Origin of the sequence: Pseudomonas sp. R2-7-07, from assembly GCF_003852355.1 — a bacterium.
Lineage (GTDB): Bacteria > Pseudomonadota > Gammaproteobacteria > Pseudomonadales > Pseudomonadaceae > Aquipseudomonas.
This window is the reverse complement of record NZ_CP027759.1, coordinates 400995-415905: the sequence shown is the minus strand read 5'-3', so window position 1 is coordinate 415905 and position 14911 is coordinate 400995. Positions and strand designations below refer to the sequence as shown.

At 60.1% G+C, this 14911-nt stretch carries 4 protein-coding genes; all 4 read right to left on the bottom strand.

Annotation, left to right across the window (positions count from 1 at the left end; genetic code table 11):
* Positions 1-384: 384 nt before the first annotated feature.
* The 4 genes from C4J86_RS01705 to C4J86_RS01690 all read right to left on the bottom strand — a co-directional run bounded on the left by C4J86_RS01705 (position 385) and on the right by C4J86_RS01690 (position 14838).
* Positions 385-714 carry a hypothetical protein gene (locus C4J86_RS01705; RefSeq protein WP_124369252.1) on the bottom strand — a complete coding sequence of 110 codons (330 nt, stop codon included), beginning with the start codon at positions 712-714 and terminating at the stop codon, positions 385-387.
* Positions 714-11243 carry a DNA/RNA non-specific endonuclease gene (locus C4J86_RS01700; RefSeq protein WP_124369251.1) on the bottom strand — a complete coding sequence of 3510 codons (10530 nt, stop codon included), beginning with the start codon at positions 11241-11243 and terminating at the stop codon, positions 714-716. Before C4J86_RS01700 ends, C4J86_RS01705 begins: the two co-directional genes overlap by 1 nt.
* Positions 11244-11273: 30 nt before the next feature.
* Positions 11274-12992 carry a ShlB/FhaC/HecB family hemolysin secretion/activation protein gene (locus C4J86_RS01695; RefSeq protein WP_124369250.1) on the bottom strand — a complete coding sequence of 573 codons (1719 nt, stop codon included), beginning with the start codon at positions 12990-12992 and terminating at the stop codon, positions 11274-11276.
* A gap of 238 nt (positions 12993-13230) precedes the next feature.
* Positions 13231-14838, bottom strand: coding sequence for a glycosyltransferase family 39 protein (locus C4J86_RS01690; protein ID WP_124369249.1), 1608 nt, complete (start codon positions 14836-14838; stop codon positions 13231-13233).
* Between the last annotated feature and the right edge of the window lie 73 nt (positions 14839-14911).

Genomic DNA, 14911 nt, shown 5'->3' with positions numbered 1-14911 from the left:
CGGACCGAGTTCGCTTCTCAAACTTTCAGCTAATCGCTCTCCCTCTCGCTTGAATTCTCGCTCTAACTCTTCGCTCTTGAATCCAGAATTTGGAGGGTAATCAGCATCCAACGTTTCATCGTACATATTGGCCCACTTTGATAGACGCAGCTGGAGCTCTTTAGAGATAGGAAGGTCGCAAGGATCTATGTCCCCATACTCGTCATGGGACATATTCCAAAGTGGATGACACTGGTAATCAGCCATCAACTTTATATTTTTCACTTAACACTGCCTCTAGGAAAAATAGAGGAAAAATAGGGGTCAGACCACGTTTAGTGCTCCGCCAGAAGAATAGTGGTCTGACCCCGCTTTTCCACTACACCTAAACTTTCCGCTTAGTTCTCAAGGATAAATAAAATCCATACTAATTTTAACCTTAACTAAGTCCAAGGTCACCTCACAGCCACTCCACGCTGGCAGCCCTCCTGTAAGTTTATTCTCAACATACCAACTACGCAGCTCTGTTAAAAGATCTAAAATATCTGTATTGGCTCGCCCGCCTGCCGTGAACCAGGCAACGTTACCTTGTGCATCAATGTAGTCATACTCATACTCACAGCTATCTAGCTCTTGGGATAGCTGTGCACGCATTATAATTTTACAGGCTCCGCTGGGAGCAATCTCAAATAAAATACCCCCAATGTCATTGTAGATATCATTATCACTACGCATCAATTTCCACCCGGTGAGTTTTTAAATACAATCTCTTTTGGACGAGCACCGCCTATTGAATACTCCACATTAAAGCTATCTGGCCGAACACTTTTACCAGAATACACAGGCTCAATCTTCACGCTAACCTGCTTGCCCTCCTTAAGTGCGGACGCCCATGTATTCTCCATAGATTTCCAAGTACCTTTATTCAAGTTCCCATTCATGGGAAGGAGGTTCAATCTCTCCCCAGGCCCGTTGAATATACTAGCAATCAAGTGCCCACCCTCGTCCCCAGTGACGCCGCACTTTCCTGCCACACATTGCTGATATGTATTCCGATCATTTTTAGTCAATGAAAGATTTGACTCGACTTTCTCAACGCGGCCCAAGCCATCTGTTTGGAAGGTTTTATTCCCATCAACTTTATATACGGTATTCGGCACAGGCTTATTCAGCTCTTTATTCCATGCACCTTTACCACCAGAACTAATCTCGACTTCCCTTAAAGCTTGCCCTGTTCCTTTTGCACCGCCGGTTTCAGCGTTAACCTTACTCCAGTACGCCTCTGATTTACCAGCCTGCGCACCTGCGGTCTCACCCTCTCGAAGCGTAGGCTGCCTAGGACGCACGCCTCCAGCAACACCACCAGCTATGCCTGCAATATAAGGTTCATAGGTGTTAACCAACGTATGGAGCTTATCCAGATTCTCATACGCCCTAGCCTCCAATGTCTGCTTGTAGTTAAAACACACATCTGTTTGGCAGTTGAGCGATTTAAGCGCAAACAAACCACCTTCGAGCGTTGTTATCTGAGACTTTGCCCACGCCGGGCCAGCGGTTTTCATGGCCTCTTCATAATTTCCGAGGCTGATATTGTCGTACTTACCTGCCCTCCACGTTTTCTGCTGGCAGGTCACGTCTTTCCCGCAGATATTCATATCTGCTACAAAATCGGCGGCATCCTCATGATTTAAGCTGTTGTAATTGGTGGCATTCTGGGCGGCCCAAGCGGCGACTTGAAGGTTTTTCGTGTCGGCACCACCGTCAACCAATGCTGCTGCCGCTACACCAATCAGCTGAGCGGCGGTGGTGAGAAGAACGTCCCGCTTCTCAGGACTTATATCTGTGGCCAAGCGACGTAGCTGGTTTGCCAGTGCTTCGTTAGCTCCCGCGGCGATAGCCCCGCTAACAAAATCCCCTCCGGCCACCTCTGCGATAAATCCACCAACGAGCGCGTGGGTAGCTACTTTTTCGATGCTGCCCGTCTTCAAACCTATTTCACCAACTGCGTTGAAGCTGGTGGCCGCTAATGTATTGAATAACACGCTGGTGAGTGCATCACCCAAATCGGCATCCTGACCCAGCGCTTTTTTAAGCACGGCCGAGGTGCCGTTCTGTAGCGTCTGGTTGGCCGCAAACTGCCCTACGCCCTTCAGCGTATTAAGTTGTAAGTCGATTTTTCCGGAAGCTTGAGTCGTTTTACTTCCCGTCCAACCGTCAAAATATGCGGCCGTGAAACCTGCTGTGAGGCCAGATACTGCGTATCCCTTCATCGCATCAGACGAAGTGACGTCTTTAAATACCGCGCCGAGGTTGCCGCGATTATTAACCGCACTCACCGTGGCATTAGTCGCAGCACCTGCGGCAATAGCGCCCGTGCCAGCCGCGACGCCAATACCAGCCCCTGCGGTGGTCATTGCCCCCATGGCTGCAGGTCCAACAAATGCAGCCATCACAATCGCAATAATGATCTGCGACGCCGGCCCCAACCCCGAGTTGCTGTACTTGAAGCTGTCATGAATCTCCTTGACCTGCCTCCAGTCCACATCCCCCCGCGCCTCGGCGTCCTTGATCCAGGCCAGTTGCGGATCAGCCTTGACCATCGCGTCGATGGACTGGCTGACGGTTTGCTGGTTGACCTGCCTGACGTCGATCTTCAGGCCTTCCACCGCCTTGATCGCGATGTTGCCCTCAGCCACCATTTGGGTTTGGCGCAGGGTCTCATCTGTATTTCCTTTACCTTTTGACGATGTCCAGAACGCATCTCCCTTGCTCTTCTCATGACTCTCCTGATGCAAATCCTTCACCGCCTCAAACGTCACCGCCCCGCCACTGACAATCGCTATATCCCCGCCACTGTCGAGCTTCGCCGCTTGATACTTCTGATCCCCACCACTCTCCAGCGTCAGGTCTCCCCCCGTCTTGATCTCGCTGCCGATGTTCTTCACATCGGTCACTTCATCCCGCTGGGTCTTCTTGCTGCCCCACCCGCCTTTCTTGCTCATGTCATACAGCGAGTAGTTACTGTCTTGCGCGGCGAGCAGTTGCAGTTCGTTGTCGGCATGCACGTAGGCTTCGTTGCCCGCGCTGATTTTGCTGGCGACCAGGGTCAGGTCGGTGCCGGCCACAGCGATCAGGTCGCCGCCGGCTTTGAGTTCGGCGCTTTGTTGGGTGACGCTGTCCAGTTGGGTGGTGGTTTTGGTGTCGCCTTTTTTGCCTTTGGAGTAGTCGTGTTGTTCGTTGGCGGCGGCGGCCAGGGTGAGGTTTTCGCCGGCTTTGACGCTCAGGTCTTTGGCCGCGCTGACGGTGCTGGCGACCACGGCGATGTCGCGTCGGGCGTCGATGGCGAGGTTGCCGCCCACCTCCACGCTGGAGCCGTGTTGCAGCAGGGTTTGCTCGGTGCTCTTGACCCGGCGGCGCTGGTAGGCGGCGCTGTCTTCTTCGGTCTGGCTGGCGATCACTACGTCGCGGCCTGCGGTCACGCTGGCGTTGCCGCCAGCCTTGAGATTACTGCCTACGTTGAGCACATCCCGGCCGGCGTTAAGCCGCAAGGTATCGGTTGCTTCGAAGCGCGAGGCATCGCTGACCACGTCGTCGCGCAGTTGGAATTTCTCGCCGTCGCGCTTGAAGGTGGTGACGGTGCGCTCGTTGATGATGTCGCCGGTCACGGCCGTGGCGCTGATGTCGCGGCCGGTGATGATGCCGCCACGGCTGTTGCGGATCGAGTCGGTAGCGAGCATTTCCAGGCGGTTGCCGGCTTGCATCAGGCCGCTGTTGTCGATGTTGCCCGCGATCATGCTCAGGTTGTTGGTGGCGCGCAGGGTGCCGCTGTTGTGCAGGTCGCCGCCGCTGATCAGGCTGACGTCCTGGCCCTGGATCAGCGCACCGTTGGGCGCCAGGCGGTTGTTGGCCTGGGCCAGGTATAACACCGGGGTCAGGACTTTCTCCCCGTTGACCTCGGCCTCTTCCATCCAGACGATGTCGTGGGTCAGCGCCGCGACTTGTTCGGCGCTGAGGGACACGCCGAGTTGCAGGTTGAGCGAGTCCTTGTAGGAGATGGCGTTGTCCATCAGATAGCGGAACAGCGCGTCGTCGCTGGCGATGCCGTTGATGTAGCGCTGGCCGGTACGCGCCACCACGGCTTCGCGGATCAGGCGTTGCTCGTAGAGGCCGTCGCCCAGACGCTTCCAGCTGGCGTCGGGGTTGTAGCCGAGTTTGCCGAGCAGGTAGTCGGAGCTCATGAACTGCTTGAGGTCGGTGAGCGCCGGGTTGGTTTCGATCAGGTATTTGTGGCTGTTGTCCACCGGGGCAATGTCCGGCACACCCTGCACGCGGGTGACCGAAGGCGCGCGGCCGTCCAGCACCAGCGGGCCCTGGCCGTTGACCGCGCCGCTGGCAGGCTGGCCATCGAGGCTGAAGCCGCGCTCTTGCACGGCGCTGTAGTCGAGGGTTTTCTCGCGCTCGGCGGCGCTGACCACACGCCCGTTCACGCTGAAGTCACCGCTGCCGGTGGCGGTTTTACCCGCTGCGCCGGCCTTCGCGGCCTGGCCGCTGAGGCGGAACAAGCCGTTCTGACTGGTCGGCAAACTGAAGCCCGGCAAGGTCACCGGGTTGACCTGGCGCTGGGCCAGGTCCGGCGGCAGTTGCGCGGTGATCGCCGGTTTGACCGTGGAGGCAAACACGTCGGAGTTGGTATTGCGGTTTTGCGCCGGCGTATTGATATCCGTGGCGTTGGCGCGGATCACGCTGTTGTTGATTTGCTGCGTAGCGTTAACGGTGACTGATCCAGCCGCCTGAATAACAGCGGGGGCAATCACACGTCCGGCGGTGGCGACGACATAGCTGGAATCGTTGTAGAAGTTACCGATCCCGTCCCTCAGCTTGGCGATGGTCATTTCGCCCGGACGGTAGTCGGCCGAGTTGGGGTTGTTGTAAAGGTTGAACTGGTCCCTGCGAGTGATAAACGTGTTGTAGACGCTGTCGTTGCGGGTATAGAACTCCGAGTCAAAGTGACGATCCTCGCCACCGGCTGCGCCTGTGTTGTTCAGTACACCGGTATCGATCTGAATGTTGCCCGCAGCCGAGATGGAGCTGTATAGATTGTTTACGGTTTGCGCGCCAACGGTCAGGCCTGCGCCCGACGAGATGTACGCGGTGGGGGAACTGCCGGTGACGACGTCCTCGTAGCGCTCAACCGAGCGGAAGTGCACTTCACAGCCCTTGCCGTCACAGAAGTCGTCGTAGTAGGTGTCGAAGCTGCCCGACACCAGTTTCATTTCGGTGCTGAACTGGTCGCGACGGTTGCTCAGGGTGTCGGCCAGCAAACGCATGTTGCCGGTGCTTTCCAGGGTACCGGAGACGTTTTCAATCAGGGCGCTGCGCCCATTGGCGTCGTCGCGGGCGATGTCCAGGCCGCCCAGGCTGTAGACGTCGCCATAGCGATTGCTGAAATCATTGACGCGCAACGTCATGTCGTTGCCACTGAAGATCAGGCCCTTGTCGTTGAGCAGGTGAGTGGCGTTCAGGCGGACCTTTCCAGCGCCGCCGAGGGTGCCGTAGTTGTTCAAGGTGGTGGCGTTGACGGTCAGGTCGCCGATGGCAGTCAGGCGTCCGCGATTGTTCAGGGTGGTGCTGTTGATCTGGGTAAGTGCGCCGCCGGCAATGCGTGCGTTATCGCCGAGGTCCATGCGGGCGCTGGTAAGGCTCATGGCGCCCAGGCTGCTGACCCGACCATTGCCGCTGTAGCCACCGGTCAGTGTCAGGTTGAGGGTGCCATCGCTGGCCAGCAGGCCTTCGTTGGTCCAGGTGCCGCCGATGCCGGTCAGGCTTTGTGCGCCCAGCAACTGGCCGCTGGCGGTCTGGGTGAACTCGCCGATGTCGAGGTTCAGGCGCGCGGCCTGAATCACGCTGCTGTTGGTCCACTTGGCGGCCGTGATGTCCAGTTGGCCGCTGGTGATGAAGCTGCCGCCGGCTCGGGTGACTTGGTCGGAAGTCAGGTCGAATGTGCCGCTGCCGGTGTGCACGATGCGCCCGCCGTTGTTGTCCAGGCTGGCCGCTTGCAGGTTGAGTTCTTCGTTGGCGCTTTCCAGCGCACCCAGGCGGTTATCGAACAGCCCCAGTGTGCTGATGCGGGTGGAACCGGTGCGGCCCATGGCCCGCAGGGTACCGCCCACGTTGCTGATGGTTTGCGCGGTGAGGCTTAGGGTGTCGTCGCTTTCGATCAGGCCAAAGCGGTTGCTCAGGGTGCCTGTCAGGCCGAAGTCGATGGTGCGCGCGCCGACTTTGCCGCCGTTGCCGGCAGCCGTGCCCTGGTTATCGAAATCCTGGGCCGTGACTTTGAGCAAGGTGTCGGCATACACACCGCCACCCTGGTTATTGAAGGTGCTGGTGACGATGCGGTTTTCACCGCCCAGGGCCGAGAGATGCCCGAGTTGGTTGAGCAAGCCGCCGTGGGCGGTGATGTCCAGCGATTGCGCCTGGGTGATCCCGCTGCCGTTGTCGAACAGGCCGCTGACCAGTTTGATCCAGCCCTTGCTGCTGTTGAGTATGCCGCCAGCGGTGTTGGCTACACTGGCTGCTTCCAGGTCCAGGTTGCCGCTGAGGCTGTCGACCCGGCCACCCTGGTTGTTCAGGGCGCCACTCAGACGTAGCCGGTTATCGACTTGGCTTTGCAGCGTGCCTTTCTGGTTATTCAGGGTACGCGCAGCCAGATCAAGCTTGCCCTTCTGGCTGAAAATCAGGCCGTCCTGCTGGTTGTTGATGTCACCGGCCAACAGCTTGATCACCAGGTCTTTCTGGCTGGCGAGGGTGCCTTTGTCGCGGTTATCCAGATCACCGTCGGCGAGGGTCAGGTCGAGTCGGTCCTGGCTGACCAGTTGGCCGCCCCGGTTATCCAGGCTCGATGCGTTCAGCAGCAAAGCTGCGCCACTGGCCAGGCGGGCGTTGTTGGCGTTGATCAGCGCACCGCTGAGGGTGCCTTCCAGGGTGCCCTGGCTGATCAGTTGACCGGCGCTGTTGTCCAGGCTTTGGCCAACCAGAGTGATGTTGGCAGCACTGATCTGGCCGCCACGGTTGAAGATTTCACTCTGGGCATGGTTGAAGTCCAAGTGCTGACCGGCAGAAATCAAGCCGCCGTTGCTGTTGTCCAGGTGCCCGGCGACGGTGAGGCTGACATCCGCCTGGCCGGAAATGATCCCTTGATCATTGTTCAGGCTGGCCGCGCTGATGGTTTGCTTGCCCTGGCTGACCAGCGCACCTGCCGCGTGGTTATCCAACGCGCCGGTAAGCGTGGTTTGCAAGATGCCGCTCTTGCTCGACAACGTGCCTTCGGCGCTGTTGTCCAGGCTGCCGCCGACGACGGTCAGGCCATTCCAGCCAGAGATCAAACCCTTGCCAGCGTTGACCACCGTATCCGCTTCAAGACGCAATTGATCGGCACTGAGGATGACCCCGCGATCGCCGTTATCGATGCGCTTGGCCGCCACGCTGAATGCCGTCTGGCTGGAGATTTCGCCTTGTTCACGGTTGGTCAGGTTGGCCAGGCGCGCGAAGGTCAAAGGCCCTTTGGCGCTGATCAGGCCCGCGCTGTTGTCCAGATCACCGCCTTGCAGATCGAGGCTCACGGCGCGCTCGCCAATCAAGCGGCCCTGGCGCTGGATCAGCTTCTGGATCGTGAGTTTCAAGTCGCCCTTGGACGAGATTTCCCCGTCCTGGCTTGAGTCCACGCGCTGGCCCGCCAAGGTGAGGTCGTTTTGACTGTTGATCAGGCCCGCAGCGTTATCGAGGTTGGCGACGGTCATGTTCAAGACGTGCTGGCTGCCGATCACACCACTGCGGTTATCCACATCGGCGGCGGTGATTGTCAGGCTGCCATCGCTGACCAGTTGGCCGCCCTGGGAGTTATTCAGCGCACCGGTATTAAGGGTGTGGAACGTGCCGGCAGAAAGCCGACCGTTGGCACTGTTATTCAAGGAGCCCGAGGTGACGGTGAGCGCAGTGGCAGCAGAAATCAGCCCCTGGTTATGGTTGTCCAGAAGGCCGGTGACCTTCAGGCCCAGCGCGCCACGGCTGGCGAGGGCGCCGCTGGCCTGGTTGTCCAGGCTGCCCGCTTCCACCTGCAGGAGGTTCTTGGCAGACAACACACCTTCAACGCTGTTATCCAGCGCCTTGGCGATGCGCACCTGAAGGCTGTCGCCACTGATGACTTTGCCGCCCCGGTTGTTCAGTGCATCGGCCGTCAACAGGAAGGATTGGGTGCTGGAAATCTCGCCGCCCTGGCTGTTGTCGACGCTGCCCAGGTTGCTCAGCAGCAATTGGCCGGGGGTCGCAATCAGGCCGTGGTCGCGGTTGAGCAGTTGCCCGTGGCTCAAATCCAGATCGATGTGGCTATCGCTGACCAACTCGCCACGATCATGTTGGTCCAGTCCGGTCAGGGTGGCCTTGACCGTGGACTTGGCAAAGATCGAACCTTGCTGGCTGTTGTTCAGTTGCCCGGCATTCAGGGTGATGCCGGCGTCACTGCTGATGCTGCCGCGCTGGCTGTTGTCCAGCCCCGCACTGCGCACGTCAACCTGTTGCTTGGCGCTGATCACACCGCCCTGGCTGTTGTTCAGCGCAGCGCTCACCAGCGTGGCCGTGCCATCGGCCAGCAGCTTGCCCGCCTGATTGTTCAGTTGGCCGTCCGTTGTGATCGACAGGGCGTTGGCGGCGGACAGAATACCGCCCTGGCGGTTGTCCAGCGTGCCAGCCTTGACCGTTAACGTGCCTTCACTGAGCAAGGTGCCCTGATCATGGTTGAGCAGGTCGCCGCTCAGGTTGATATTCAGGTCTTTCTGGCTGGTGATGCGGCCGCCCAGGCTGTTATCCAGTTGACCGCCGTTCAGCACGAGGCCGTCGCGCCCCGCCAGCAGGCCTTTGCTCTGGTTGAGCAGGCGTTGCACGGTCAGGCTCAAGCCGCTGTCACCAATCACCTTGCCGGCGTTGTTGTTCAACTGGTCGGCCACCAGCAGCACCTTGGCCTGGCTGGAGATCTCGCCTTGCTGGTTGAGCACGCTCTGGCTGCGCAAATCAACGCCGTTGGTGGCGGCGATGAAACCGCCGTTGCGGTTGTCCACCGAGGTGCCAATAAGGCTCAGCGCGCCTTCGCTGACCAGCTCACCCGCTTGCTGGTTGAGCACGCCGACGGTGGCCTGCAGATCACCCTTGGCACTGATCCGACCGGCGGTGTTGTCGAGTTGGTTGGCATTGAGCGTCAACCCGCTATGACTGCTCAGTTGGCCGCCATTGCTGTTGTCGACGCTACCGCCGGTCAGGGTCAATGCCCCATCAGCGATCACCTGGCCGCTCTGGTTGGCCAGGGTATCGCCGTGCAGCGCCAGGGTGGTTTTACTCGATACCAGCCCAGCCTGGGCGTTGTTCAGCTGCCCGACCCGAACCTGCTGGGTCCCTTGGCTGACCAGGTTGCCTTGATTGTGATTGTCGAGCAGCCCGGCGATGGTCGCGGTCAAGCTGCCCTGGCTGGCGACGGAGCCTTGGTCGCTGTTATCCAGGCTTGCGGCTTGCACCGTCAGCAGGCTGGTGGCGGAGAAAATCCCCAGGCGGTTATCAATGGCGCCGCTGGCGGTCACGTTGAGTTGGCTGCCCAGCAGTTTGCCGGAACGGTTATCCAGCGACGTGGCGCTAAGGGTGGTTTGCTGGGCGGAGATTTCGCCGGCTCGGTTGCTCAACGCTCCGGCGGTTACCTGGGCCTGCTCTTGGCTGGCGACCAAGCCGTTATCGTTGGTCAATTGCCCGGCGTTGAGCGCCAGGCTCTTGAGGCCGATCACTCGGCCGTTCTGGTTATCCAGGGCAGCCGTCACCGTGACGTCGGTGCTGTTATCACTGTGCACCAAGCCAGCCGCGCGGTTATCCAGGCCGGTGGCGTTGACTTTGAGCGCATCGGCCCCCAGAACCCGGCCGCCCCGGTTATCGAGCTGGCCTGCGCTGACCACGGTGTTCACACCGCTCAATGTGCCGCCCTGGTTATCCAGGGTCTGCGCAGCGGTCACCATCAGGGTGCGACTGGCAACCACGCTTTGGGTGTTTTTCAGGCTCGTCGCCGTCAGGTGGACGTCGCCGCTGGTATTGCGGCTTTCATCGCCATTCACGCCCGCTTCGATGATGCCGTTGTTGATCACCTGCCCGCCGCTGGTCAGGCTGATGCTGTCGCGCGCGGCGAGGCTTTTCTGGTTGCTCATCCCTGTGGTGGTTTGCGCATCGATTCGGGTACCGGCATATACCGCGCCCGTTGCATCCAACTGGTCGGCCTTGATCACCACCGCTTCGCTGGCCTTGGCATTGACCATGCTCAAGCGCCCATTGGCATCGAGCTGGATATCCCCACCACTGGCTGCCAACGTACCGTCGAGCTTCACGCCCACACCGGCCTCGGTGCCCACCAGTTTGATCGCACCGGCGTACATACCGCCCAGGGCCGAGGAGTCGATCGCCAGCTCGGGCTTGGCACTGCCGTCATCGGCGCGGACGTTGGTTTTCAGGGTTTGCGCATCGACGTCGTTGCGCCCGGCGATCACGTTGAGTTCGCGGGCGTTGATTTTCGCGTTGATCTTGGCTGAGCGGGTGATGATGTCGAAGCGGTCGACGTTGCTGGCGTTGAGGCCTTCACCGTCGATAGTCACGGCGCCGCCGTCGACCTGGTAGCTTTTCAGCTGGCCGGTCGGGTCGATGATGGGTTTGCCGGTGGTGAGGGTGACGTTCGGCGTGTTGATAAAGCCGCAGCCGCTGCAGGTGATCCCGTACGGGTTGGCGACGATGACCTTGGCCGACTGCCCCGCCACTTCGGTGTAGCCGCGCAACTGGCTGGCGCTGCCGCCGTTGACTTCGTTGAGGATGACGCTGGCTGCGCCGCCCTTGAGGTTGGGGTTGCCGACGATGTAGCCGCCCAGCTGGGTGTTGACCAGGGTGCCGGTGGCGTTGTTGAGGATCACGCCGTTGGGGCCGACGTTGTACTGCTGGAACTGGTTATGGGACAAACCTGCGCCGTTGGGCGTGGCGATGTTCACCACCGGTACGCCATTGCCCGCCGCACCCAGGCTGGTACCCGGCGCGCTGACCACGATGCCCTCGGCCTGGGCCAGCAGCGGTTGCCAGAACAGCGCATTGGCCAGGATTAACGCCAGCCCGCGCTTGGGCAGGCCGAAGAACGAGTTTCGCGACTTCAGAGCAGCAGAAGGTTGGCGGGCCAGGAAGGCGAATTGGCGAACGTCCATTGTCAGGTTCTCATTGCAGCGGGGCGTTAATTACAGGAAGAAATCCATGCGGAAGTAGATCGGCGCTTCGCGCTCGGTCACGACCCCAGGTCTTTCTAACGAATGGGCAAAGGTCACGCTGGTGCTGACGTTTTTGCCGCGGGCGAACAGTTCCAGGGAGTTGCTGGAGACCCGCCCATGCAGGTTGTCGTTGTAGCGGTCGTTGCTGATCACGCCCTGGTCGTAGCCGACGCTGGCACCGTATTCGAAGAAGGCCGGGCGCATCCAGTCGAGGGTCACCGGGCGCGCCCAGCGCACTTCGTTGCGCCAGTAGCCGCCGCTGTCGCCGGTGAGCAACTGGTCCTTGAAGCCGCGCACCGAGGCCGAGCCACCGAGGCTCATGCGTTGCGGGCTGAACAGGATGTCTTCGCTGCGTTGGCCGGTGGCCAAGCTGGAAAAACTGAACGACTCGCCCCACAGGCTGAACGGTTGCAGGTAGCTGACGGTGGCGGTGTATTTGCGGTAGCGCGAATTCGGCTGGCGCCGACCGAATTCGTCGCGCTCTTCCTGCGACTGGGCGTCGAGCAGGCCGATGCCGTTTTGCATGCCCAGGTCGAGGTTGACGAAGGCACTGCCGATGCGGCGGCCGTGGTTGATGCCCAGTTGCAGTTCGCTGAGGCGGTTGCTGCTGGGCGCGGTGCGCACGTCGAGGAGGTAGTTGTTGGTGCGCAGGTGCGCCAGGCCGACGTTGACCGAGGTCTTGCTCACGTCATCGCGGTGAATCACCCGCTCGGCGCGCAGTTGGTGGTTCTGGTTGTCGCCGTCCTGCTTGTACTTGGCGTTATCGGCCACGATGTAGGTGCGGTAGTCGCTCTCGTTGTAGCTGTAACTGAAGTTCCACCAGCCCCACGGTACGTTGTAGTAAAGCAGGGTGTTTTTCGAGGTTTTCTGATGGTCGCTGATGGCGTCGTGGCCGCCGCGCAGCATCAACTGGTCGCCGAGGCCCAGCGGGCTGTCCCACTCGAGGCCGGCGCCCCATTGCTGTTCGCCGGTGCTTTTCTGGCCGTCGTTATTGCGCGACAGGCTGGCGCGCCAGGGCTTTTGTGGGGTGTTCTTGACCACCACGTCGCTGCCGCCGACCTGGCTGCCGGGGGTCAGCTCCATCTGCGCTTGTTTGGACGGCAGGCGGTTGAGCTGGTCCACCAGTTGCTCGATTTCGCGCAGGTTCAGCGCCTCGCCGACCTTGCCGGGAAAGGCCATGGCCAACTCGCGCTCGGTCACCGTGCTGCCTTCGGCGCCTTTCAGCGCTTCGAGCTTGCCTTCCACCACCAGCACTTGCAGGTGGCCGCTGGAGAGATCCTGCTGCGGCAGGTAGGCACGGCTGGTGACGCGGCCTTTGCCGAGGTAGTAGTCGGTGATGGCCTTGAGCAGTTCGTTGAGCTGGGACACGCCCAGGCACTGGCCGATATATGGCTTGAGCAGGCGCTCACGGTCGGCGGCCGGCAGGCTGTCGGCGCCTTTGAGTTCGATGTCCTGGATCGGGAAGCAGCGCGTATCGGCGGGGGTGGCCGGTGCTTCGGGCTTGGCTGCTTTGCCGGGCAGGTCCTGGAGTTCCTGCAGACGCCGCTGCTGCTCTTCGAGCAGGCGGTTTTGACGGTCGCGGATCAGGTCCTGGTCGCCGGGGGTGGGGGCGGCGAATGCAGTGTTCAGCGTGAAAAAAGTCAGCAGGCAGGCGCCCAGCAGCCGAGTCCATGGCAGGAGAAAGTACATGTTCGATCCGTCGATTTACAAAGGGTGGCAAATTAACATCGAAGCATGCGTCAGCCAATATCCCGACTGTCTTATCGGCAGATGCGTTAATAACTCCTAATTAACTGATTTTTAAATAAAAAATTATAAAGTTAGAGTATTTGGCGTTGCGATTCCGATAGACGGTAGCGGTGGTCTAACTGAACGAGCAACGGTAACGTGCTGAGCGTCGCCTCAGATGCTTTCTAAAAAGGGCTTCTCAGTTGAGCAAAAACACCATCAACGGATTGTCATTCAATCGCCCCTGAAAGCTCGGCGCTAATGGTTCCACTGGCGAGCCCTTCAACAGAGCCGTGTCCTTGCGCGGCACAATCACCCAGGATGGCCGGGGCAATGTGACGAGCTTCTCAAGCTCGTTACGCCCGACGAACAGCGGCTGCTCATCGTGATCCAGGTTCATCATGTAGCGCACCGCCCAAGTGTCCCGGGCCAGGTCGACAAATACCAGAGGCCCCGGCTGCGCATCCCGCAACGCCTCTACCTGGCGGACAAACTGGCGGGTATCGAACTGAAGGTCCTTGGCCGGCTCGATGACACTCACCAGCAGCAACCACTGGGCCGCCAGGGCGATTGCGCTGAGCCACACCAAACGTGTGGCCCGACGCCACGCAAACATCGCCGCGCCTTGCAGCAGCACCAGCACGCCGATCAATAGCGGCATGGACACGTCGGGCCAGTAACCCTGCTTGTGCCAGGCATGCCGACACACAAACAGCACCACCACGCACAGCGCCGGCAGCGCTACAACGAGCCCTTCGTAACCGCGGCGCACGCCAACGAGCCAGCCTTGCGCCTGGAGCAACCCATAAGCCGCGACGGCGGCAAACATCGGCACCATGGGCAGGATGTAATAAGCACGCTTGAAATGCGGCACGGACAGGCCGAGCAGAATCATCAGGCCGCACGCGCCGAGCCGTATCAATAACTGCACATCCTCGTTGGCCCAGCGTTGCGCCCAGCGATGACGCAGCGCAATCAAGGTAGCCAGCGCCAATGGCACCACCGGGAAATACCGGTACAGACTCAGCTGGAAGTAAAAGTAGAACGGCTCGCCGGACTCATCGAGGCGTCCGCCGACCTGCATCTTGAACACTTCATCAGCAAAGGCATCGCCACCACTGATGCGCGCGAGCTTCATCAACAGCCACCAGCACGCTGCCAGCAACACCAACCCGACAACGCCGTGAATCAACACCTGCCTGACCCGCTCCCCTGGCCGGCCCAGCGCCCAGTACACGCATGCGACGCCACACACCTCGATCAACCCCAGCGGCCCGCGAATCGCAAAGGCCAGGATAAACAGTGGGAACACCGCAAGCTGCCTGACCCGCGAGCCCAGGCGCTCACCACTGTGCAGCAGGTAGAAAGTGCCGATGCACAACAGCGCGATCATCTGGTCCAGGCACACCGAGCGCGACTTTTCGAGCAACTGGGTGGTGAGCAATGTCAGCAACACCGTCAGTAATGCCCAGGGCCGGCTGGACGGCGCCAGCAGGCGATAGGTCAAGGCAATCACGCCGGCCGAAGCCAGCGCGGTGGGCAGCACATTCGCCAGATGGTTGGGCGCGTCGAACAACCGGGCGAAGACGTAGCTGAAGAAGGTCGCGGTGCCGGGATAATCGGCGTACGGCTGGCCGTAGGTGGTGGGGAAAAGACTCGCGCCGTGGCGAAACATTTCCTGCAGGAACAGCGCCCAACGTCCGTCAAAGCCCTGGGGCTGCTGGTCCCAGATACCCCAGGTGAACAGCAATAAGGCGATCAGAAAGATGCCCAGTGACTCCAGGCGATAGCGGTTGCGATGATCCATCGGGTGACCTGTCAGGTGGGAAGCGCGCGCTTATGGTGCCGGCCGACTCCCTGAATAGCGCCTGAACAAACCT

Excerpts from the sequence above, each read along its gene's own strand:
- C4J86_RS01690 (WP_124369249.1), bottom strand. The coding sequence starts at position 14,838 with ATGGATCATCGCAACCGCTATCGCCTGGAGTCACTGGGCATCTTTCTG.
- C4J86_RS01700 (WP_124369251.1), bottom strand. The coding sequence starts at position 11,243 with ATGGACGTTCGCCAATTCGCCTTCCTGGCCCGCCAACCTTCTGCTGCT.
- C4J86_RS01695 (WP_124369250.1), bottom strand. The coding sequence starts at position 12,992 with ATGTACTTTCTCCTGCCATGGACTCGGCTGCTGGGCGCCTGCCTGCTG.
- C4J86_RS01705 (WP_124369252.1), bottom strand. The coding sequence starts at position 714 with ATGCGTAGTGATAATGATATCTACAATGACATTGGGGGTATTTTATTT.